We start from the raw sequence: 23,376 nt of genomic DNA, 5'->3' as shown, positions 1-23,376 counted from the left end.
AGGTGATTAGTTCTTAATGCATAAATACAAAATTATTTCTATATGTCATCTTACGTCAAAAATTATTGCTAATTATTTATTTTTATGAGTAAAATTTTGATATAATAAAAATATTTAATTAGTATTGTAGTCAAATTAACTATAAGATATAGTTTAAACGACCATTAATGAGCAATCAAACTAACCAAAAAACTAGTAATGTTTACTTAATTACTGCAGTTGCTAGTCTCGGAGGATTACTTTTCGGGTATGATACGGCAGTAATCTCTGGCGCAGTAGGAGGGTTACGAAACTATTTTGTAGCACCATTATCAGACAACGCCAATTTAGCAACAGAAGCCATAATAGAATTTAAAAGTGTTATAACTATTTGTACGCTGGTAATTTTCGCACTGTTTAGTTCCTTTATTTTCAAATTCTTTAAGAAAACAACAGCATTAACTATTTTGATAGTTTCTTTTATATTAATTGGAAGTTTACTGTATTCTAATTTTTTATCAATGCCAAATGAATTATCTGAGAATTTAGGAAATTCAATTCTAGGGTTTATGGTAAGTAGTGCATTGGTAGGATGTATTATAGGGGCTGCAGTTGGAGATAGAATTGCAAATTCTATAGGTCGAAGAAATGGTTTAATTGTAGCCGCACTTTTATTTATTATATCTGCACTTGGTTCTGCATATCCAGAAAAGTTACCCTTTTTAATGGCAGGAAACCTTACAACTTTTATAATTTATAGAATTATTGGTGGAGTTGGAGTTGGTCTAGCTAGTATGTTAGCCCCATTATATATTGCAGAAATGGCCCCAGCAAATATGAGGGGAAAATTAGTTTCATGTAATCAACTAGCAATTGTTAGTGGAATGTTGGTGGTTTATTTTGTAAACTATTTTATCATCAAAGGAAAAGAGGATGTATGGGTAAACACAATAGGTTGGAGATATATGTTTTTATCTGAATGTATTCCTGCAACGTTATTTTTCTTCTTGTTAATGATCGTTCCAAAAACACCTCGCTTTCAAGTTTTAAAAGGGAATGAGGAATCCGCTATTTCTGTATTGACAAAATATAACGGTTCTTCAAGAGCTTCAGAGATTTTAGAAGACATAAAAAAATCATTCAACACAAAAAAAGCACCATGGCTCAGCTATGGATGGGGTATAATAATTATAGGACTTTTACTTTCAATTTTTCAGCAATTCGTAGGGATAAATGTGGTCCTTTATTATGCTCCTGAAATTTTTAAAGGGATGGGAATGGAAACAGATGCTTCAATGATGCAAACAATTATTGTTGGAGCTATAAACCTTTTGTTTACTGTGGTAGCCATGTTTACGGTTGATAATTTCGGAAGGAAAAAGTTAATGATTATCGGAAGTATTTTTATGGCAATAAGTATGCTAGGGTTAGGAACTGTTCTATACGCTGATAACAGTGGTATTGCAGCACTGTTACTTATGTTACTTTATATAGCAGCATTTGCAATTTCTTGGGGTCCTGTTACATGGGTTTTACTTTCTGAGATTTTTCCAAATAAAATTAAAGGTGTAATGGCAGTAGCTGTTGCTGTACAATGGTTAGCAAACCTTGTAGTTTCTTGGACATTCCCAATGATGAATAACAATTCACATTTAAATGAGCTATTTAATCATGGTTTCGCGTATTGGATTTATGGAATTATGGCAGTTTTATCGGCCTTATTTATATGGAAATTTGTTCCTGAGACAAAGGGAAAGACATTAGAAGAAATGGAAAGTATTTGGGAAGCAGATGGCCCTATAGAGTCAAAAATTAATTAAAGTATAGCTATGTTTTTTTTAGGAATAGATTTAGGAAGTTCATCGATAAAGTTATCTGTATTAGATACGGAAACAGAAAAGTGTATTGCATCGATTTCTGTGCCCGATTTTGAGTTAGAAATGAATGCGCCAAAGCATGGTTGGGCAGAACAAGATCCAGAGATGTGGTGGCAATATGTAAAAGAGGGAATCTCGAAGTTAAAAACGGAACATAAGATAGCTATATCTAATATTAAGGGAATAGGAATTGCTTATCAAATGCATGGATTGGTTTTAACGGATGAAAATTTAAAACCAGTACGATCTTCAATTATTTGGTGTGATAGTAGGGCAGCACCTATTGGAGATGCTATATACAATAAAATAGGGGAGGAAGCTTGCCAAGAGAAAATTCTTGGAAGTCCAGGTAATTTTACGGCTTCAAAATTGAAATGGGTAAAAGATAATCAGCCAGAGGTATATGCAAAAGCCAAGTTTATGATGCTTCCTGGAGACTATATAGCGGCTAAACTATCAAAGGTGGCACAAATTAGTACCTCAGGATTATCAGAAGCAGCTTTATGGAATTTTAAGGAGAATAGATTGGCAACTGAGGTATTGGATGCCATGGAGATTTCAGAAGAAATTATTCCAGAGATCGTTTCAAATTTTGGTAAGCAATCGGTGATAGATAAAGACGTTGCTTCAGAATTGGGGTTGTCTCACGATGTACAAATAAATTATAGAGCGGGAGATCAGCCAAATAATGCTTTGTCTTTAAACGTTTTAAATCCTGGAGAAATTGCTGCAACGGCAGGTACTTCCGCAGTAGTATATGGAGTTAGTGATACTGATGATTACGATGAAAATAATAGAATTAATACATTTTTACATGTAAATAATACTTCAGAAGAAAAAAGAAATGGAGTAATGGTTTGTATTAATGGTTCAGGAATTCTTTACCAATGGTTACGAAAAACACTGTCTGAAGATTCGAAAAATCTAATTGATTACGATAGGTTAAACGAATTGGCATCCAAAAGTGAAATTGGCAGTAAAGGACTCAGGTTTTATCCATTTGGAAATGGAGTAGAGAGAATTTTTAATAATAAACCTGCTATGTCTGGGATAGAAGGATTAAATTTTAATATCCACAAAACACCAGATTTAGTTAGAGCTGCCTGTGAAGGAATTGTTTTTGCATTGAATTATGGATTCGAAATAATGAGGAATGTTGGAGTAGAAGGAAAGGTAGTTAAGGCAGGAAAAGCAAATTTATTTTTGAACCCAGTATTTAGAGAAATCTTTGCAAATACAACAAATACTACTTTAGAATTATACAATACTTCTGGAGCGGAAGGTGCTGCAAGAGGAGCAGCCTATGGTTATGGATATTTTTCTACTCTAGAAGCTGCTTTTAAAGGGCTGAAATGTTTAGAGCGAATCGAACCAAAACCAGATTTGGTAGCTCAACATCAAGAAGTCTATCAAGATTGGAAAAATCACATAAAATAGAATAACAACATTAATAATAAGCAAAAATGAAGTCAACATTTTTTAAGAATATCGAGAAAATTAAGTTTGAAGGAAGAGAAAGTGATAATCCTTTAGCGTTTAAGTGGTACGATGAAAATCGTGTTGTAGGAGGAAAAACACTAAAAGAACATTTAAGGTTTGCTACCGCTTATTGGCATACGTTCAATAACAAAGGAGGAGATCCATTTGGAGCTCCAACCGAAACTTTTGCATGGGATAAAAAAGAAGATGCCATTGGAAGAGCAAAAGATAAAATGGATGCTGCTTTTGAGTTTATGGCTAAACTTGGAACACCTTACTATTGTTTTCATGATGTAGATGTAGTAGATGAAGCTCCGACATTAGCTGAATTTGAAGATCGAATTCAAGAAATGGTAGCTTATGCAAAACAAAAGCAAGAAGATACTGGTATAAAACTACTGTGGGGGACTTCTAATTTATTTAGTAATCCTCGATATATGAATGGGGCAGCGACAAACCCAAATTTTGATGTATTGGCATATGCTGGAGCACAAGCAAAAATAGCTATTGATGCTACTGTAGCTCTTGGTGGTGAAAATTATGTTTTTTGGGGAGGAAGAGAAGGATACATGAGTTTGCTTAATACAGATATGCGTAGAGAGCAAGATCACTTAGCGAATTTCTTGACAATTTGTAAAGATTATGCTAGAAAACAAGACTTTAAGGGAACTTTTCTAATTGAGCCTAAACCAATGGAGCCTACTAAGCACCAATATGATTTTGATGCTGCAACTTCTATCGGATTCATAAATAAATATGGACTTCAAGACGATTTTAAATTAAATATTGAGGTGAATCATGCCACGCTTGCCGGGCATACTTTTGAGCATGAACTTCAGGTAGCGGTAGATAATGGACTCTTAGGAAGTATAGACGCGAATAGGGGAGATTATCAAAATGGATGGGATACAGATCAGTTTCCATTAAACCTTTACGAAATAACAGAAGCGATGTTGGTAATTCTCCAAGGAGGAGGAATCCAAGGAGGAGGAATAAATTTCGATGCAAAAGTTAGAAGAAATTCAACCGATTTAGAAGATAAATTCATCGCTCATATCTCTGGAATGGATGCTTTTGCTCGTGGACTCATTTGTGCTGATCACGTTTTAGAAAATACAGACTATAAAAAATTACGCAAAGAACGTTACCAAAGTTATGATACTGGAAACGGGGCGAAATTTGAAAATAAAGAGCTTTCATTAGAGCAGCTTAGTGAGATAGCGAAGGCTAATGGGGAGCCTAAACAAATAAGTGGAAAGCAAGAATTATTCGAACAAATTATTTCGAACTCATTTTAAATGGTAAAAGAATTAGATTAGTAGATTTTTATTGATTAGAACGAAAACAGCCAATACTTTTGCATTGGCTGTTTTTTATATAAAAAAGATATAATTTTATAAACTAAGCTTACTGGCGGCAGCTTTATCTACCATCCATGTTACATTTTTACTACCTTCATTTATAAGTTGAGAAGGATATAAATTGCTATTACTTTTTCCTTCTATTACTTCATAAAGTGCATTTGACTTTTTCTCTCCAAAAACTATAAATACAATTTGCTTTGCTTTATTAATTAGCGGAGCTGTAAGTGTAATTCTATACATATCTTGAGGTGCTAGAAAATAGGCAGCTACTTTCTTTTCTTTTTCCTTAAGAATAACTTCTTGATTTGGGAACAATGAGGCTGTATGGCCATCATCTCCCATTCCTAAAATAATAAGGTCAAATTTATCACCATCTTCTAAATGGTTGTCCAAAATCGTTTCATATTCTTTAGCGTATGCTTCAGGCTCAAAACCTTTTTTCCACATAGGAAACACATTTCCTTCAGGAATAGGAATATTATTTAAGAAGTCTTTAAAAGCAGCTCCAGCATTACTCTTTTCATCATCTAAAGGAACCCAGCGTTCGTCTCCCCAGAAAATATATGTTTTATTCCAATCTACTTTATTTTTATAGGTATCTGAAGCTAATAAACGATGCAGTCCCGCTGGAGAGGAACCTCCAGTTAACGCAACTGTAAATTTACCGTTAGCCTCAATTGCTTCTTGAGCTTTTTCAACAAAAAGTGTCGCTAATTTCTGATTTAAATTATCTGTATTTTCAAATACTTTAACCATTGTTATTTTTTATCTTTTGTATGTTTATTTACAGCCCAAACATGTCCGTTTCGAGCAATTAATGCTTCGGCTGTTTCTGGTCCCCAGCTACCTGCAGGATAATCTGGGAAGTCTAAAGAATCTCTATTTTCCCATGCCTCTTGAATGGTTGAGATTACATCCCAAGCTTCTTCAATCTGATCAGATCTCATAAAGAGCGTAGTGTCTCCAACCATAGCATCCAATAATAAAGTTTCGTATGCTTCTGGAGTTTGTTTAGACCCTGTATCATAATCAAAAATCATTTCTGAAGGATTGAGATTCATTTCTAACCCTGTACGTTTTGTCATGAATCTAAGTCTAATATCCATTTGTGGTTGGATATTAATAGTTAGTCTATTTGGTTTGATGCTATCTACTTGTGTAGCAGGAAAAGATGCATGTGGAACAGGTTTAAATTGAATAGTAATAGAAGACGTTTTTTCTTGCATACGCTTACCTGTTCTTAAGTAGAAAGGAACGTTTTGCCATCTCCAATTATCTAAATAGAATTTTATAGCTGCATACGTTTCAGTATTCGATTTTTTATCAACTCCATTTTCATCTCTATATCCAGGAACTTTTTCACCTTTTATCCAGCCTTCTCCATATTGCCCACGAACAGCATAATGATGTACTTCTTCAGGTTTTATTCTTCGGATGGCTTTTAGAGCGTCGTATTTTCTACTACGAATCTCTTCAGCATCAAAAGATGCAGGTGGCTCCATTGCAACCATACAAAGAATCTGAAGTAAGTGGTTTTGAATCATATCTCTCAATGCACCAGCTCCTTCATAATACCCGCCACGATCTTCAACACCAACTTCTTCGGCTACCGTTATTTGTACAGAATCGATATAGTTTCTATTCCAAAGTGGTTCGAATAAAGTGTTAGCAAAACGGAAAGCGAGGATATTTTGTACGGTTTCTTTTCCTAAATAATGATCAATTCTAAAAATCTGTTCTTCATCAAATGTTTTAGTAAGCATTTGATTGAGTTCCACAGCGGAAGCTTTATCATATCCAAAAGGCTTTTCAATAATAATTCTATCTTTAGTTTTATCACATGCCAAGCCAGATCCACTAATATTCTGTGTAGAACTCTCAATAAATCTAGGAGATACAGATAAATAGAACAATCTATTTGCTCTTACACCCCAATCGTCATCACATGCTTCTACTTTTTTTAGAAGCTCCGTATATGATTTTTCGTCATTTATATTTGATGTAAAATAATGAAGAGATTGTTTGAATTTATTCCACTGCCCATCATCTGGAGCACCACTTCTAGAGAAATCAACTAATCCTTCATGTAGGTTTTCTCGATACTCATCGTCACTTAGTTCAGTTCTTCCTAACCCGTAAATGGCGAAATTTTCAGGCATCCAATTTTCAATAAATAAATTGTAAAATGCAGGAATCAGTTTTCTTTTGGCAAGATCTCCAGTACCTCCAAATATAACAATTACTGTAGGGGTTACCTTTTTATTCGTTTTCATATTTTTTTTAATTTACAGAATGTTATTTTTCATCCCATTCTGTGTGGAAAATACCTTCTTTATCTATTCTTTCGTATTTGTGAGCTCCAAAATAATCTCTTTGTGCTTGTATAAGGTTGGTTGGTAGCACCTCACTTTTATAGGCATCAAAATAAGATAAGGTAGCACTGAATACAGACATAGGAATTCCTTTATCTATTCCTCTTTTTACTGTTTCTCTCATTGCTTTTTGATGCGGATTCACTTTATCAGAAATTCCTTTATCTAATAATAAATTAGGTAAGGATGCATCTGCTTTATACGCTTTTCTGAAATCTTCAAGAACAGCAGCTCTAATAATACAACCACCGCGCCATATCTTAGCTACTTCATCTAAGTTTAATCCGTAATCAAACTCATTTGAAGCAATAGTTAACTGTGCCATACCTTGAGCATATATCGTAACCATTGCAAAGTAGAAAGCATCTTTAAACTGAGCTACTAAATTTTCTTTGCTAATGTCTTCAGGGTTTCCATTCCAAGAATAAATTTCTGAAGCTTTTATACGTTCTTCTTTATATTTAGAAATATCTCTCATTGTTACTGCAAGGTCTATAGATGGTACAGGAGCCTGTATATCCATTGCACTTTGAGATGTCCATTTCCCTGTTCCTTTTGCTTTTGCAGTATCAGAAATAAGACTTACCAATCGCTCTCCAGTAATATCATCTTCCTTTTTAAGAATAGCAGCTGTAATTTCTACTAAATAAGATTGTAATTCAGTTTTATTCCAAGCTTCAAAAACTTTCTGTACTTCATCATCTGTAAAGTTATATCCACGTTTTAAAAGGTCGTACGTTTCTGCTAGCAATTGCATAATTGCATATTCAATTCCGTTATGAACCATTTTCACATAGTTTCCAGCAGAACCACGACCAAGGTATGTAACACATGGCTCTCCGTCTACTTTTGCAGCAACAGCTTCAAAAATTGGACGTAGTCTTTCGTAAGCACTTTCATTTCCTCCAGGCATCATACTAGGACCAAAACGAGCTCCCTTTTCTCCACCTGAAATTCCCATTCCGAAGAAATGAATTCCTTTATCTGCAAGCTCTTTTACTCTTCTATTGGTATCTTCAAAATAAGAATTACCACCATCTACAACAATATCTCCATCTTCCAAATGTGGTAAAAGACTATCTATTACACTATCTACAGGCTTACCTGCAGGAACTAGAAGCATGATAGCTCTAGGTTTTTCAATAAGCTGAACAAATTCTTTCGCATCTGTTGTTCCTTTCACGATATGTTTCTCATCAGCTTCATTTTCTAAAGAAGCAGCCTTTTCTGGGTCTAAATCCAAACCAGCTACAGAGAAGCTATGATCTGCCATATTTAACAGCAAATTCCTTCCCATTACTCCTAGACCAACGATACCAAAGTCAAAATTTTTCATATTCAATTTCTATTGTTTATTCTTTTTAAAATTTTCTTTTTCAATAGCTAAAACTTTATTTAGCCTTCTTTTAAAACGCTCTTCATCTTGGAATTCGGCTTTGATAAAAGTTTCGGTAAGTTCCCAGATTAGAGATACACCAATAACTCTACCACCTAAACACATTAAATTCATATCATCATGTTCTACACCTTGATGGGCAGAATAGTTTTCTGTAATTAATGTTGCGCGAACACCCGCAAACTTGTTGGCAGCTATAGAAACGCCAACTCCGCTTCCGCAGATAGCAATCCCTTTTTTTATTCTTCCTTCTGAAATAGCTAAGGCTAATGGAATGATTATATCTGAATAATCATCTGTAGCATTATAAGTATGCGCTCCGTAATCTTCAAATTCGTAATTATATTTAGTAAGAAGTTTTTTTAATTCTTCTTTTACTTCAAATCCTGCATGATCTGCTGCGATACCTATTTTCACCTAAGTTTTATTTTTCTGCTATGAAAATATAAAATTAAGTATTTCTGAATGATTAAGGCAATTTTATTTACTTATATAACGATAGTTTAATTAAATAGTAATATGCACACAAATATTAAGGGTTTATTAGAATGATTACATCAATTTTACTTGATGGTGCTTATTTAATATAATTGTATTTTTGGTTATCATATATAATTTTAGATGTCGAAAAAGCATAATTATACAGCTGTAATTAAATGGACCGGAAATAAAGGAAACGGGACTACTGATTATAAATCTTACGAGCGAAGCCATTCCATTTCAGTAAAAAATAAAGCAACAATTATGGCTTCATCAGATCCTGCATTTCGAGGAGATAAGGAAAAACATAATCCTGAAGATTTATTTTTATCGTCTTTAGCAAGTTGCCATATGTTATGGTATTTACATTTTTGCGCAACCGCTGGAGTTGTGGTGTTAGATTATGTAGATGAAGCTACTGGAATAATGGAGGAGGAAGTAGGCGGGAAGGGGAAGTTTACACTAGTTACATTAAACCCTAAAGTAGTGGTAGCTGATCTTTCTATGAAAGAAAAAGCTATAAAACTGCATCATAAAGCTAATGAATACTGTTTTATAGCTAATTCCTGTAATTTTTCGATTCTCCATAAACCTGTAATAACGGTTTTAGGAGAATAATTTATTTAGATAGCATCTCTGGAGTTGCTACGGTTCTAAAACCTAAGTGTTCTTGACCAGAATCTATTGCAGTAGCCATTCTTGCTGATATTCTGTAACTCGCACAGTAGGTGTCGCTACATAAAAAAGAACCCCCTTTTATAACTTTTTCTCTTGCATAAGGGTTGTTTGGATTGTAAGGCTCGGTCGCACCTTTAGGATTGTTTACTTCGCCTTTATCTAAAACCTGACTGTAATAATTAACATTATACCAATCTTGTGTCCATTCCCATACATTTCCACTTATTTCATATAAACCATAAGAGTTAGGAGGGAAAGATTTTACAGGAGCTTTATTTTCAAATCCATCTACTTCTGTGTTTTCAGTAGGAAATTCTCCTGTCCAAGTATTTGCATTTTTTGTTAGTTTGCTATCGTCGTCTCCCCAAGTGTACATTTTATCATGGAGGCCTCCATTTGCTGCAAACTCCCATTCTGCTTCTGTAGGAAGTCTTCTTCCTGCCCATTCACAGTAAGCCACTGCGTCTTCATATGCAATATGTACTACTGGGTAATCATCTTTACCTTCAATAGAGCTGTCTGGTCCTTTTGGATGTTTCCAATCGGCTCCAATTTTCCATTCCCACCATTGAGAAAAGTCATATAAATTAGGAACGCTGTTCTTAGTTTTCTTAAAAAGTAGAGACCCAGGGCGTAATACAGAATCATGCGGTCTAGGTGTTCCTGGAGGGACTTGCTTTTTTATTTCTTCCCATTCTATAGGTCTTTCAGCAACAGTAACATATCCTGTTTCTTTAATAAACTTAGCGAACTCTTTGTTAGTTACTTCTGTTTCGTCCATAAAAAAACCATTTACAGAAACAGGGTGTGCAGGGTTTTCATGTTTCAGTGCAAATTTATCATTCGCTCTTGCTCCTTGAGTGTAACTTCCTCCTGGAATCCAAACCATTCCTTTTGGGGCTTTTATGTCTGAGGGTTTTTCTGAAGTTTTAGTATTAGCTGCGTTATCTTTATCAGCTTCAGAGGAGGTGTTTTTATTTTCTTTGCATTGTATTAAAAGAATTCCAATAGAAATAATGGAGAGGAAACGAAATAACTTCATTCTATATTTTTTAAGTTGAATAGCTTCAAATTTACAAAAGTCTTTTTAAAAAATAGAAGTTTATTTTTATGATAATGTTGCGTGAAAAATTAATGAGAAGATGATTGCAAAAAATAAAAAAACCAGAACATATGTTCTGGTTTTTGTTGTAGCGAGATCGGGAATTGAACCCGAGACCTCCGGGTTATGAATCCGACGCTCTAACCGACTGAGCTACCTCGCCATTGTTTTGTGTGCCTCACTTTTCGTGTTAGCGGGTGCAAATATATGAACAAATTGATAGTAATCAAACCAAACACAAAAAATATTTTATTAAAAAAAAATGAAGCAAGTTAATTTTAAATAATTATATTGTCGCTTTATAAATTATGAATTACGTATGGAAGAGAAAGTAAAATATGAATTGGAGTTCCCTATACAGTCATCGCCTCAGTTATTGTATCAATACATAGCAACACCTTCAGGATTGGGGGAGTGGTTTGCAGACAATGTAAATTCTCGAGGAGAGTTATTTACTTTTATTTGGGATGGTGCAGAAGAGCAAGCTAAGTTGATTAGAAAGAAAAGTGGAGAGCTAGTTAAGTTTAAATGGTTGGAGTCAGACGAAAATACTTTTTTCGAAATAAAAATTGTTGTTGATGAAATAACAAAGGATGTATCTCTTATGATTACTGACTTTGCAGATGATGATGAAGTAGATGAAGGTAAGATGCTTTGGGAAAACCAAATATCTAGTTTAAAACAAGTAATAGGTTCTGCTTAGGAATCTTTAATCTTTAAAAGTATATTTGTGCCTTGAAATTCTCAAGGCACTTTTTTTATGGTAAATTTTAATGGAACTTTATTAGAGGAAAACACGAATTTTTTAAATGAAGAGAATAGAGGACTTCGTTATGGAGACGCTTTATTTGAAACTATTCGTGTAGTTAACAATAAAATATTTTTCTGGGAATCTCATTACCTACGCTTAATGGCTTCTATGCGTATTTTACGTATGGAAATTCCTATGGATTTTACAATGGAATTCTTGCAGGAAGAAATCGAAAAGACGGTTTTAAGCAACGAACTTCAGAATTCTCCGGCTAGGATTCGTATAACAGTATTTAGAGAAGCAGGAGGCTTATATACTCCTACAAATAAGGAGGTTTCTTTTGCAATAGAAGCAAAGACTTTAGAAAACCCTTTCTATATTCTAAACGATTCTTTTTATGAGGTAGAGCTTTTTAAAGATCATTATGTGAATTCTGGACTTTTATCGACCTTAAAATCTAATAACAAAGTGTTGCATGTTTTAGCGGGGATATACGCTAAAGAGAATGATTATGATAATTGTTTACTGATTAACGAAAAGAAAAATGTTATCGAGGCAACAAATGGTAATATCTTTTTGGTTAAAGGAAATGTAATTAAAACACCGCCAATTACTGAAGGTTGCTTAAATGGAGTGTTAAGAAAGCAACTGATTGAAATTATAGGTAAAACTGATGATTTAGAACTTCAAGAAGCAGAGATTTCACCTTTTGAAATTCAGAAAGCTGATGAGATGTTTATAACGAATGTAATTTCTGGAATAACTTCTGTATCAAAATATCGTAAGAAAACATATAGCAATGAGATCGCTAAAAAGCTATTAGGGAGATTAAATGCTAAGGCTAGATTAATAGCTTAGTTTAATACTGGGTTCTCTGGTGCGTTTGACCAAATAAGATAATCACCGCCTAGTTCCAGCATCTTTTCTTTCCAGAAGTATCTCGGTGCTTTTTTTATGATATTACTTTTGTGTTTGTTTTCTGAAACTACCCAAGAGTTACTGGTTAGTTCTTTATCTAATTGCATGATATCCCATCCAGAATATCCTAAGAAGAATTTTATATCAGAATCTTTTATATCACCTTGATTGATAAGGTCTATAATAGTTTCAAAATCGCCACCCCAATATATTCCATTCGATATTTCGATGCTATTGGAAATAAGATGTGGAATCTTATGAATAAAATATAAATTATCTTGCTCAACAGGACCTCCGTTGTATACTTTTAGAGATTCTGTTATTTCAGGAACAAGTTCGTTGAGTCTAAATTCTAGTGGCTTATTAAGGATAAAACCAATGGAACCTTCATCATTATGCTCAGCGAGCAGGACTACTGACCTATTAAAAGCTACATCGCCAATTATTGAGGGCTCGGCAATTAACAAATGGCCTTTCTTTGGAGTTAAAGCAACCATAAGCTCTTTGTTTTTATTTTAAATCTATAAAAAAAACGTTAATCATCAAATAAAACTTATGTTTTTTTGCTTATAGGACAAAAAAAAAGCGTCGAAACGACGCTTTTAGATCATTATTTTGAGCTATGTCAATTAGTTCACTGCACCTGCTAATTCAGCACCCGCTTTAAACTTAACTACATTTTTAGCAGCAATTTTTATAGTTTTTCCAGTTTGAGGATTTCTTCCTTCTCTTGCAGCTCTTTTAGAAACTGACCAAGATCCGAATCCTACTAGAGAAACTCTACCACCTTTTTTAAGTGTTCCTTCTACGCTACCTAAAAAAGATTCTAATGCTTTTTTTGCTGCCGCTTTAGTAATACCTGCATCAGCAGCCATTGCATCAATTAATTCTGTTTTGTTCATAATTTTAAAGATTTAAATGAATATAAGGTTAAACATTTATTTAATTTGCTTCACAAAATTATACGGATTTACTTCCCACGCAAGTAATATCAAAGGAAATCCGAGTTTTTGTTAATAACTTGCGCATATTGTTAATAAAGTTGGTGCTTTTTTACTACAAATCTCCAATGTCAATCATAGTGCGGTTTTACAGCATTTTAGCATCTGGAGTGAATTCATACCCATTAAGAATGTCTTTTATAGCCATTTTTCGTTTTCCGGGTAACTGTATCTCTTTCAGTAATATATAACCATCTTTTGTGGCTACTTTCACCTCTTTTTTATCAGCTGTAATAGCACCAGGTTGCTCGTTGTGGAGTATAATTTCCATCTCTGCGCCATATATTTTTATATTTATAGGATTTTCTTCTCTATTTTCTAAGAAACTCCAAGCAGAAGGATAAGGACTTAGGCCTCTAATTAGGTTATAAATGTCTTCTGTTTTTGCGTTCCAATTTATTTTTGTGTTTTCTTTATCTAGTTTATAAGCGGTTTTTAGGTCAGTAGAATCTGGTTGTATTTTTGTTGTAGTTGTACCATCTGCTATCTTTTTTAATGTTTCGACTACAAGATGAGCGCCAGTATTCATTAATTTATCATGTAGAACTCCAGCAGTATCATCTGGAGCAATTGTAGTTTCTTCTTGTAAGATTACTGCTCCTGTGTCAATTTTTTCATCAATAAAAAAAGTAGTCGCTCCAGTTTTAGTTTCTCCATTAATAATAGCCCAATTTATTGGTGCTGCCCCACGATAATCGGGAAGTAGTGAAGCATGTAAATTAAATGTGCCGTGTTTTGGCATACTCCAAACCGCTTTAGGAAGCATTCTAAAAGCAACAACTACATTCAGGTTAGCGTTGAGTGCTTTTAATTCCTCTAAAAAAGATGGATCCTTAAGATTTGTTGGCTGAAGAACATTTAGATTGTTTGCAATAGCGTATTTTTTTACTGCAGACTCCTGTAGTTTTCTACCTCTTCCTGCTGGTTTATCTGGAGCTGTAATTACACCTACAACTTCGTAATCGTTTTCTATGATATTTTTTAGGGTAGCTACAGCAAAATCTGGAGTTCCCATAAATATAATTCTTAACTTCTCGCTCATAATAACTGTATCAATAAATTATAGTCAAAGATAATCAGTTTATTAAGAATAGTTGCTTAGAGAATGGTATTACTCACTTTGGGAGGTTTAAAAAATGAATTCAAAATGTTTTAGCTATTGAATTTCATATTTATTGACATCATTTATTTTGATTTCTTCTTCTTCAACTAATTCTTTTAGAGCTTCTAAAATATATACCTCTTTAAAAGTGATGTTTTCAAGGAGTTCTTTTGAGCTTAGTGGAGATTTACGAAGACATTTTAATACTTCATCTTTAGCTATAGAGAGAACATCAGAAGATATTTTACTTTTCTTTTTCAAACAAACAGAACAGATTCCACATGGTTCTTTAGTTTTTTCATCAAAATAAGATAGAATTTGTATGCTTTTACAAACCTTATCATTATCTATATAATTGAGAACATCTGTAATTTGCTTCGTTTTAAGTTCATTTTGTTGGACTATAAGTTTACTAATTACATTAATAGTCTGGTCATCTTCTCGAGGAACAAGAAATGTTATGGTCGCGTCTGTATCCATAGCATCCAGCGTAATCATATTGTCTTTTTCTAATTGCTCTAAAACATGAATTACTTTTTGCTCAAAGGTTCCAGCTTTTTTTGCAATAGTAACAGTATTAATATTGGTAGGAAGATCAAAAACGCCACCGTAGCTTCTAATAATATGTTGAACAATATTTTCTGCTGAAGGGTTTTGATCTAAATAGGAAAACAACTGCTGATTGGTAATTATAAACTGGATCGATGTTTTCTTTAAATGTGTTTCTACCAATGTGATAACAGAATGCCTATCCAACATCTTGAGTCCGTTATAGGCAAGCCTTGGATTTAGATTATAGGTGTGGCAAAATAAGTTGAAATTTATTGAAAAGGTAAGGTTAAATCCTTCTCCGTAAGGAATCTGAAAGTAATTACTTAGCTTTTTATAGAGTAGTTTTACAAAATCAACACTAGGAAGCGTCTTTATGTATAAATTTTTAAGCCAACTTTCGTCACTCTTGTTTTTTATGATTACAGCATAGGCTTTGTCTCCATTTCTTCCTGCACGGCCTGCTTCTTGGTAATAACTTTCTAGAGAATCGGGGAAGTTTAAATGTGCAATTGTTTCTACATTAGCTTTATCGATTCCCATTCCAAAAGCATTTGTAGCAACCATTACTCGGACTTCATCATTTAACCAAGCGTCTAGTTTTTTATTTTTTTCAGCATTAGGAATTCCGCCATGAAAAAAAGCAGCACTTATTCCTACTTTGTTTAATATTTCACTGGTATCTACAGTCGCTCTTCTTGTCCCTGCGTATACAATTGCAGGGCCTTTATTCTCTTTAAGAAGCTGTTCTAGTTTGTATATTTTATCTTCAGAGTGGTATACTCTATACGATATATTATCTCTTTTGAAAGATTTTTTTATCGTAATAGGGCTTTGCAGGTGAAGGTTTTCAATAATATCTTGAGCTACCAATTTAGTTGCAGAGGCAGTAAGAGCCATCATTGGGACTTCTGGTAGGAGTTCTTTTATAACGGCTGTATTTCTGTATGCAGGTCTAAAATCGTTTCCCCATTGAGAAATACAATGTGCTTCATCAATAGCAATCAGGTTAACATTCATCCCTTTTATTCGCTCTTGTACTAAGTCTTGCTGTAAGCGTTCAGGAGAGAGGTAGAGAAATTTATAATTTCCATAAATGCAATTGTCTAAAAGCGCATCAACTTCAGAAAACTTAAGTCCACTTGTTAGAGCAATAGCTTTAATTCCTTTGCTTTTTAGAGTATTTACTTGGTCTTTTATAAGAGCAATTAGCGGTGAAATAACGATGCAGATTCCGTCGTTTACAAGCGCAGGAACTTGAAAGCAAATGGATTTACCGCCTCCAGTTGGGAGTAAAACTAAAGTATCTTTTTTTGCAATAGCGTGTTTAATAATTTCTTCTTGTGGATGTCTAAATGAAGAATATCCCCAATATTCTTTTAATATTTCGTGAGGACTTTTTGTAGACGCCATTTATAAATTGTTAAGGATTATATTAGTTCTGATAAATATTTTAATACTTCAGTTTATTTACATATCAACTAAATGCTACGTATTGCGAAGCTTAATTATGTTTTTATGGTTGAAAGTGAAACGTATTAACTTCAATTACAAACTTAGCTTATTTAGTATAAAGTTAGCCCTTTCGTCAATATTTCCTGTAGGAACCTCAATAAGTTGATAACCACATTTTTTATATGCTTCTTTTAAGTGCTTATGAATCTCTTTAGCTTGTTCGAAATTCTCATAACGCTCACTGTCAGAAATATAAATTTCTTCCCAAGGCGGAAGTAAAAATACCTGGTCGTATTTATATTTTAGACATGATTCCTTGAAAACTGAAGGGTAGTTGTCTCCACTGTAATCCATGTACGCAATCACATCTGGAATTCCTCGATCAAAAAAAACAGTCCCAGAAAGTTTTTCAGATTCTTTATGCTGATTAATACGTCCTTCTAAAAGCTTTTTACTGAATAATAATGGATCTGTTAAGAACAATTGTTCTATACCTGCCTCGCGAGCCTCCAGGGTTACTTGTCGTGATATTTCTAGTAGACATTGATGATTATTGTCTTTAAGAAAGTCTATAATAGAAGTTTTTCCAGTACCAGGACCTCCAGTAATCACTATTTTTTTATTCAAATTCATGCTATTCATCTAAAGTGCAAAAATAGCTAAATGATTCGCTAATTAAAAATACGTTTCAATCTAGCATAATAACGAAAAGTAAACTCATTTTAATGAGGATAAATTAAATAATTATTAAACTTAAAATTAGTTTTTAGACTGTAAATCATTCCTTTAAATGAAATATAAACCATAAAGAAGCATATTTTAATTTAGTTTATATTAAAACATAAATAGTATAAATCCTATCTTTGTACAAAATATGAAGATTCATTATGAAAGATAAAAAGGAAATAGAAGAATTTTATGTTAGATTGAAGGGAGAATTAGATAGAACAACAGCTGCATGGCCTTCTTTATATCTCTATAAATTTATTGTTCCGACGAGTGAAAGCAAAATAAATGAAATAGCAACTATTTTTGATAATACTGGAGCAGTAATTAAAACAAAAGAATCCTCGAACGGTAAATACACAAGCCTTTCTATTGAAGTAAATATGGAAAGTTCTGATGCAATAATCGATAAATATAAAGAGGTTAGCGTTGTAGAAGGAGTAATTTCTTTATAAATCTCTTTGATACACCGTAAAATTTGTTATTTTGCAAAGATTAAAGGTGTAGCGATACATCTTATCACTTCATTTTAAATAATATCATTTAATTTTGGTTGAAAATATAGAATACAATAGCGAGCGTCCAAAGCTAATAATTCCTGAGTACGGACGTCATATACAGAAAATGGTAGATTATGCCGTTTCTATAGAAGATAAACAAGAAAGAAACAAAGTAGCGCAAGCTATTATTGGAGTTATGGGAAATCTAAACCCTCATTTAAGAGATGTTTCAGATTTTCAGCATAAACTTTGGGATCAGTTATTTATAATTTCTGATTTTGAATTGGATGTAGATTCTCCATATCCAAAACCAACAAGAGAATTATTAGAAGAAAGGCCAGAGCCTTTGAAATATCCTCAAAACCATCCAAAATATAGATTCTACGGAAATAATATTAAGAGGATGATTGATGTTTGTGTTAGCTGGGAAGAAGGAGACTTAAAAGACGCTTTGAAGTTTACTATTGCCAATCATATGAAAAAAAGCTACCTTAACTGGAATAAAGATATGGTAGACGATCAGGCTATTTTTAATCATTTATTTGAGTTAAGTGATGGAAAGATAAATCTTGCTAAATGGGATGAAGATCTAGCGGATAGTAAGAATTTGGTTCGTAGCAGACCTTCAAATTCTAAAGCAAGAACTACAAATACAAGAAAACATTACCCTAGTAAAGGGAGAAGCAAGAAACGTTACTAAAGTTTACTAGATTCTTTATGGGAACATTTAAAATAGAGGGGGGAGCTCCTTTAAAAGGAGAGATAACTCCACAAGGTGCAAAAAACGAAGCTTTGCAAATTCTTTGTGCCGTTTTACTTACCGACGAAAAAGTTACAATACATAATATTCCGAATATAATAGATGTCAATAAACTTATTGAGCTTCTAGAGAATTTAGGGGTGAAGATTCAAAAAATAGGAACTTCATCTTATACATTCGTTTCAGACGATCTTCATTTAGAGTATTTACAATCAGAGCAATTTAAAAAGGATGGACGCGGTTTACGAGGTTCTATTATGATTGTTGGTCCGTTATTGGCTCGTTTCGGAAAAGGATATATTCCAAAGCCAGGAGGAGATAAAATTGGACGTAGAAGGTTAGACACTCACTTTGAAGGGTTTATAAAATTAGGAGCAAAATTTAGATATAACCGTGAAGAGTATTTTTATGGAGTAGAGGCAAAAAAACTAAAAGGATCTTATATGCTTTTAGATGAAGCTTCTGTTACAGGAACTGCAAACATCGTTATGGCAGCAGTGCTTGCCGAAGGTAAAACAACGATTTATAATGCTGCTTGCGAACCATATTTACAACAGTTATGTAATATGCTAAATAGAATGGGCGCTAAGATATCTGGCGTTGGTTCTAATTTACTAACTATTGAAGGAGTAGATAAGTTAGGAGGTACAGTGCATACTATCTTGCCAGATATGATTGAGATTGGTAGTTGGATAGGAATGGCTGCTATGACAAAAAGTGAGCTAACGATTAAGAATGTACAATGGGATTATTTAGGACAAATTCCAACAGTATTCAGAAAGTTAGGGATTACTTTAGAGCGTAAAGGAGATGATATATATATACCTGCGCATACAGAAGGATATGAAGTGCAGAATTTTATAGATGGTTCTATTCTAACTATATCAGATGCACCATGGCCTGGATTCACTCCAGATCTTTTAAGTATTATTCTAACTGTAGCAACACAAGCTAGAGGTAGTGTTTTAGTACATCAAAAAATGTTTGAAAGTAGACTTTTCTTTGTTGATAAACTTATAGACATGGGAGCTAAGATTATTCTTTGTGACCCGCATAGAGCTACTGTTATTGGGCATGATTTCAAATCGACATTAAAAGCAACCACAATGACTTCTCCTGATATTAGAGCAGGAATCTCATTATTAATAGCAGCACTTTCTGCGAAAGGGACATCTACAATACATAATATAGAACAAATAGATAGAGGTTACGAAAATATAGACGAACGATTAAAAGCAATAGGAGCAAAAATTGTAAGACTCGATTAGTAACCCTTTTTTAATAAAGACATGAAGCCGTTAAGATTAAAATTAATCTTAACGGCTTTTTTATTGTGCTTAAATTATCTGTTTGTGTGATGCGACTTTAAAATGTATTATTATAAGTTAATAGTGCAATATTTTATTGTTTTCGTAAAATACTATTGTATTACATGTTGTATTAGCATATGAGGGTGTATAAAAAGTATCATATTTTGAAGCTTCAGTATTAGTTTAACGTTTTAGTATGAGCTAAGTTTATAACGTTAATTTAACATAAATAATGTTAAATAATCAACTAAACACTTAAATATGAAATTTTTATTAACTTTTATGATGTTGTTAATTGTAACATTAACATCAGCACAAACCGTTTCAGGTACGGTGACAGACTCCGGGTTTAACGATCCTTTGCCAGGAGTAACGGTATTAGAAAAAGGAACAAAGAATGGTGTCTCAACAGATTTCGATGGGAATTATCAAATAACCTTGGAAACAGATAATCCTGTGCTAGTGTTTTCAAGTTTAGGGTTTGATACAATGGAAGTAACCGTAGGAAGTAAAGCTTCTGTAAACGTTACTTTAAAAGAAAGTTCAGAGCAATTGGACGAAGTAGTTGTTACTGCTTTAGGAATTAAAAGAGATAAGAAATCTCTTGGATACTCGGTTTCTTCCATTAAGTCAGAAAAATTGGTGGAGACTGGAAACCCTGTCAATCCTTTAGAGTCTCTTTATGGTAATGCTTCTGGGGTTCAGATTCAATCTACATCGTCAGGTCCTACAGGAGGAATGATTATAAAAATAAGAAATGCTGTAGCACTTACTGAGCAGTCTTCAACAAGACCTTTATTTGTAGTAGATGGAGTTCCTATTTATGATGAAAACTCTGGGGTTGGCTTCAATAGCAATACAAATAGGGATACTGGTACTGGAATTAATGATATTAATGCTTCCGATGTAGAGTCAATCGAAATTTTAAAGGGAGCCAAAGCTGCTGTTTTGTATGGATCTTTAGGGGCCAATGGAGTTGTTTTAATTACAACAAAATCAGGTAAAAAGAAGAAAGGATTAGGGGTTGAGATAAGTACAAATTATTCTGTAGATAGAGCGGCTTTTTTTCCTGAATATCAGAATAAATATGGTACTGGTGAAAATCCTTATGTTGCTGGTTTCAGTAATGATCAGGTAAGTGAAGAGGGCTTTTTTTTAAGAGATGGAAAAGAAGCTTATTGGAATGGTGCAGATTTTAATTTTGGACCAGAAATGGATGGAAGGCAGTTATTATGGTGGGATGATGAATTAAGAGATTATACAAGTCAGCCTAATAATTTTAAAGAAATATTTTCAACAGGTAGTCAAAGTAGTAATACAATAGCATTTTCTAATGCAGGAGATATAGGGAGCTTTAGAGCGTCTTATACCTTTAAGGATTTTAATGGAGTTTTTTTAAATTCAGAACAACAGAATCATAACTTTAGTTTTAATGGAACGCTTAATGCTTCGGATAAGTTAAAAATAAAGTATGTAGGTAATTATTATTATACAGAGAACAATAATGCAGCATATAATATTAGAGATTTCTTTACTTATGGAATTAGAAGAGATTCAAAGCCAGAGTTGTTGTTGAATAGTGATTTCTTAAAGGATGATAATGGATATTACACGTTATCAACAAATCCAGAGTATACAAGAAGAATTGGTTTTTTGAAAGCGATTCCTGGATATTATTGGAATCAAACAGAAAATACTAATGAAGAAATTAGACACCACATTATCCAGTCTTTAAACGTAAGTTTAGATATAAACAAATGGTTGAACTGGACTACACTTGCAGGTATAGATTTAACTTTAAGAGATAATGAGGTTAAAACAAAAGTAACTCAACCTCTATTTGAAAATTCTAGTCAAGGATTTTATTCTTATACACAAGAAAAAATTGTGAACTTTTATGGACAGTCTTTTTTGAATTATGACTTCAAAGTTTCCGATGATATTAGAATAAACGGACTTATAGGAGGAGCGTTACGTAAAAATTCTGCCAATAGATCTGGAGCTCAAGTGAATAAAACATTTTTTGTTGAAAACTGGTTTTCATTATTAAATACAACAAATCCAGAAGGTCCATCATTTGATACTACAGATGGAATTAGAGGTTCAGATGATTTGTACAGCGTTTTAGCTTCTGCTCAATTTGCATATAAAGAACAGTTATATTTAGAGGTACAAGGAAGAAACGATTGGTCTTCAATCTTACCTCCAGAGAATAATAGTTTTTTCTACCCTGGTATTAGTGGATCATGGGTTGCGTCAGAAACATTTAATATGCCAAGCGCAATAAAACTTTTAAAGCTTAGAAGTTCATGGGCAGATGTTGGTAGGCCAGGGCCTAGATATTTTGGGAACTTGAACTTTGATGTTAGTACATACGGAGGAGTTCCTTATTACACGGTGCCAGATTTTCTTCCTCCTGCTGATTTTGCTGAAAATGGAAGTGGATTTCCTGAACCTAGTTTGAAACCTGAAAGAAAAAGAGAGTTCGAAATTGGATTTGAATCTAGCTTCTTTGAAGGGAGTAGACTTGGAATAGAGTTTTCTTATTACAAAAGTAATACCTATAATCAAATCATGGGAATTGCTGTACCGAGATCTTCAGGAGTAACAAATATTAGAGTGAATGCTGGAGATATTGAAAATAAAGGATGGGAGACGTTAATAAGAGGAACGGTGATTAAAACTCAAGACTTTTCTTGGGATATGTCTCTAACGTTATCTGGAAACAAGACAAAAATAATAGAATTAGCCAAAGGAGTAGAGCAACATAATTTATGGGGTGGTACTGGAATTCAAATTTTAGCAGAAACAGGAGAAGAATATGGAGAAGTTTATGTGAGGCCGTTTGTAAGAGATGAAGAGGGTAATTTGTTACTTACGGAGTCTGGTACTTATAAAATTGACTCGCAAAACTGGAAAAAAGTTGGAAAAGTTACTCCAGATGTTATTGGAGGATTCAATACTGGTTTCAAGTATAAAGATTTTGATTTGAACGTAGGTTTTGATTTTCAATATGGAGCAATATTACCATCTCAAACAAATATGTATTTATTAGGAAATGGATCTGGAAAAGAGACATTAAAATATAGAGATGAAGAAAACGGAGGATTGCCATATTATATAAATAATGACAAAGAGATAGTAGCTTTAGACTCTCATGATAATGCTTTACCATCTGATTCTTATTATGATAATATTTTTCATGATGGTGTTATTATAGACGGAACCAACGAAGCTACAGGTCAAGCAAATCAGGCTATAATCCCAGCATCTGAATTTTATCAACAATACTGGAATGGTGACCAAAAAATCTTTGAAGATAGAATATATAAAAAAGATTATATCTCTTTAAGAAGGTTAGCTGTAGGTTGGAATGCGCCTAAAGATGTAACTAGTAGAATAGGCTTTAATTCATTAAGAGTATATGTATACGGAAATAATATAGCGTATTTATATAAAGCGATTCCAAATATATCCCCTGAATCATTAGATGGTACCAACGCTTTTATTGAAAATAATGGTTTGCCATTATCGAGAAGTATAGGAATGGGAGTTAATCTAAGTTTCTAAATAATTT

20 protein-coding genes and 1 tRNA gene are annotated in these 23,376 nt (G+C 33.4%); 10 read left to right on the top strand and 11 right to left on the bottom strand.

The annotated features are described in order from the left end of the window. The first annotated feature begins 167 nt into the window (after window positions 1-167). The 3 genes from xylE to xylA are packed head-to-tail and all read left to right on the top strand — an operon-like array spanning window position 168 to window position 4,633. Window positions 168-1,799: a D-xylose transporter XylE gene (gene xylE / locus ACN0TY_RS14590; RefSeq protein WP_417445071.1), complete on the top strand. Its 1,632-nt coding sequence runs from the start codon at window positions 168-170 to the stop codon at window positions 1,797-1,799. 9 nt (window positions 1,800-1,808) lie between these two features. Then, window positions 1,809-3,293, top strand: coding sequence for a xylulokinase (locus ACN0TY_RS14585; protein ID WP_417445070.1), 1,485 nt, complete (start codon window positions 1,809-1,811; stop codon window positions 3,291-3,293). Between the two features lie 26 nt (window positions 3,294-3,319). Then, complete coding sequence (gene xylA, locus ACN0TY_RS14580) at window positions 3,320-4,633, top strand: xylose isomerase (protein ID WP_417445069.1); 1,314 nt, start codon at window positions 3,320-3,322, stop codon at window positions 4,631-4,633. 96 nt (window positions 4,634-4,729) lie between these two features. Here the strand turns inward: xylA and pgl are convergent, their stop codons facing one another. The 4 genes from pgl to ACN0TY_RS14560 are packed head-to-tail and all read right to left on the bottom strand — an operon-like array spanning window position 4,730 to window position 8,884. After that, window positions 4,730-5,455, bottom strand: a complete 726-nt coding sequence (gene pgl / locus ACN0TY_RS14575) for a 6-phosphogluconolactonase (protein ID WP_417445068.1) — start codon at window positions 5,453-5,455, stop codon at window positions 4,730-4,732. A gap of 2 nt (window positions 5,456-5,457) precedes the next feature. Next, window positions 5,458-6,972 carry a glucose-6-phosphate dehydrogenase gene (gene zwf / locus ACN0TY_RS14570; protein WP_417445067.1) on the bottom strand — a complete coding sequence of 505 codons (1,515 nt, stop codon included), beginning with the start codon at window positions 6,970-6,972 and terminating at the stop codon, window positions 5,458-5,460. Between the two features lie 22 nt (window positions 6,973-6,994). Beyond that, window positions 6,995-8,407: an NADP-dependent phosphogluconate dehydrogenase gene (gene gndA / locus ACN0TY_RS14565; RefSeq protein ID WP_417445066.1), complete on the bottom strand. Its 1,413-nt coding sequence runs from the start codon at window positions 8,405-8,407 to the stop codon at window positions 6,995-6,997. Window positions 8,408-8,416: 9 nt separating this feature from the next. After that, window positions 8,417-8,884, bottom strand: a complete 468-nt coding sequence (locus tag ACN0TY_RS14560; RefSeq protein ID WP_417445065.1) for an RpiB/LacA/LacB family sugar-phosphate isomerase — start codon at window positions 8,882-8,884, stop codon at window positions 8,417-8,419. A gap of 204 nt (window positions 8,885-9,088) precedes the next feature. Here ACN0TY_RS14560 and ACN0TY_RS14555 point away from each other — a divergent pair, with 204 nt between their 5' ends. Beyond that, window positions 9,089-9,565 carry an OsmC family protein gene (locus tag ACN0TY_RS14555; protein WP_417445064.1) on the top strand — a complete coding sequence of 159 codons (477 nt, stop codon included), beginning with the start codon at window positions 9,089-9,091 and terminating at the stop codon, window positions 9,563-9,565. Window position 9,566: 1 nt separating this feature from the next. Here ACN0TY_RS14555 and ACN0TY_RS14550 read toward each other — a convergent pair whose 3' ends face one another. Then, window positions 9,567-10,667 (bottom strand): formylglycine-generating enzyme family protein, encoded by a 1,101-nt coding sequence (locus ACN0TY_RS14550; protein ID WP_236958688.1) that lies wholly within the window; start codon window positions 10,665-10,667, stop codon window positions 9,567-9,569. Window positions 10,668-10,816: 149 nt separating this feature from the next. Further along, window positions 10,817-10,890: transfer RNA gene (locus tag ACN0TY_RS14545), tRNA-Met, on the bottom strand. A gap of 156 nt (window positions 10,891-11,046) precedes the next feature. Between ACN0TY_RS14545 and ACN0TY_RS14540 the strand changes: the two genes are divergently transcribed. After that, window positions 11,047-11,430, top strand: a complete 384-nt coding sequence (locus ACN0TY_RS14540; RefSeq protein WP_236958623.1) for an START-like domain-containing protein — start codon at window positions 11,047-11,049, stop codon at window positions 11,428-11,430. A gap of 57 nt (window positions 11,431-11,487) precedes the next feature. Next, window positions 11,488-12,336, top strand: coding sequence for an aminotransferase class IV (locus tag ACN0TY_RS14535; RefSeq protein WP_417445063.1), 849 nt, complete (start codon window positions 11,488-11,490; stop codon window positions 12,334-12,336). Here the strand turns inward: ACN0TY_RS14535 and ACN0TY_RS14530 are convergent. From ACN0TY_RS14530 to ACN0TY_RS14510, 5 genes are all read right to left on the bottom strand, one after another. Continuing rightward, window positions 12,333-12,893 carry a YqgE/AlgH family protein gene (locus ACN0TY_RS14530; RefSeq protein ID WP_236958621.1) on the bottom strand — a complete coding sequence of 187 codons (561 nt, stop codon included), beginning with the start codon at window positions 12,891-12,893 and terminating at the stop codon, window positions 12,333-12,335. The two genes, ACN0TY_RS14535 and ACN0TY_RS14530, sit on opposite strands and share 4 nt — an antisense overlap. Before the next feature lie 132 nt (window positions 12,894-13,025). Then, entirely contained in the window at window positions 13,026-13,298 is a 273-nt protein-coding gene (locus tag ACN0TY_RS14525; RefSeq protein ID WP_236958620.1) for an HU family DNA-binding protein, read from the bottom strand. A 187-nt stretch (window positions 13,299-13,485) separates the two neighbouring features. Then, window positions 13,486-14,439 carry a methionyl-tRNA formyltransferase gene (fmt, locus tag ACN0TY_RS14520; protein ID WP_236958619.1) on the bottom strand — a complete coding sequence of 318 codons (954 nt, stop codon included), beginning with the start codon at window positions 14,437-14,439 and terminating at the stop codon, window positions 13,486-13,488. Between the two features lie 114 nt (window positions 14,440-14,553). Then, window positions 14,554-16,461 (bottom strand): RecQ family ATP-dependent DNA helicase, encoded by a 1,908-nt coding sequence (locus ACN0TY_RS14515; RefSeq protein ID WP_236958618.1) that lies wholly within the window; start codon window positions 16,459-16,461, stop codon window positions 14,554-14,556. Window positions 16,462-16,596: 135 nt separating this feature from the next. Then, on the bottom strand, window positions 16,597-17,136 hold the full coding sequence (locus ACN0TY_RS14510; protein ID WP_236958617.1) for an AAA family ATPase: 540 nt from the start codon (window positions 17,134-17,136) through the stop codon (window positions 16,597-16,599). A gap of 254 nt (window positions 17,137-17,390) precedes the next feature. Here ACN0TY_RS14510 and ACN0TY_RS14505 point away from each other — a divergent pair, with 254 nt between their 5' ends. The 4 genes from ACN0TY_RS14505 to ACN0TY_RS14490 all read left to right on the top strand — a co-directional run bounded on the left by ACN0TY_RS14505 (window position 17,391) and on the right by ACN0TY_RS14490 (window position 23,369). Further along, window positions 17,391-17,684 (top strand): DUF493 family protein, encoded by a 294-nt coding sequence (locus tag ACN0TY_RS14505; RefSeq protein ID WP_236958616.1) that lies wholly within the window; start codon window positions 17,391-17,393, stop codon window positions 17,682-17,684. Between the two features lie 94 nt (window positions 17,685-17,778). Next, window positions 17,779-18,429: a DUF4290 domain-containing protein gene (locus ACN0TY_RS14500; protein ID WP_236958615.1), complete on the top strand. Its 651-nt coding sequence runs from the start codon at window positions 17,779-17,781 to the stop codon at window positions 18,427-18,429. 17 nt (window positions 18,430-18,446) lie between these two features. After that, on the top strand, window positions 18,447-19,757 hold the full coding sequence (gene murA / locus ACN0TY_RS14495; RefSeq protein WP_236958614.1) for a UDP-N-acetylglucosamine 1-carboxyvinyltransferase: 1,311 nt from the start codon (window positions 18,447-18,449) through the stop codon (window positions 19,755-19,757). Between the two features lie 303 nt (window positions 19,758-20,060). Then, a complete protein-coding gene (locus tag ACN0TY_RS14490) occupies window positions 20,061-23,369 on the top strand; it encodes a SusC/RagA family TonB-linked outer membrane protein (protein WP_417445062.1) in 3,309 nt (1,102 codons plus the stop codon). Window positions 23,370-23,376: the final 7 nt, after the last annotated feature.

Source organism: Joostella sp. (genome assembly GCF_048266025.1).
Lineage (GTDB): Bacteria > Bacteroidota > Bacteroidia > Flavobacteriales > Flavobacteriaceae > Galbibacter > Galbibacter atrarenae.
Note: the sequence above shows the minus strand (reverse complement) of the source record. Positions and strands in the feature narration are given on the sequence as shown.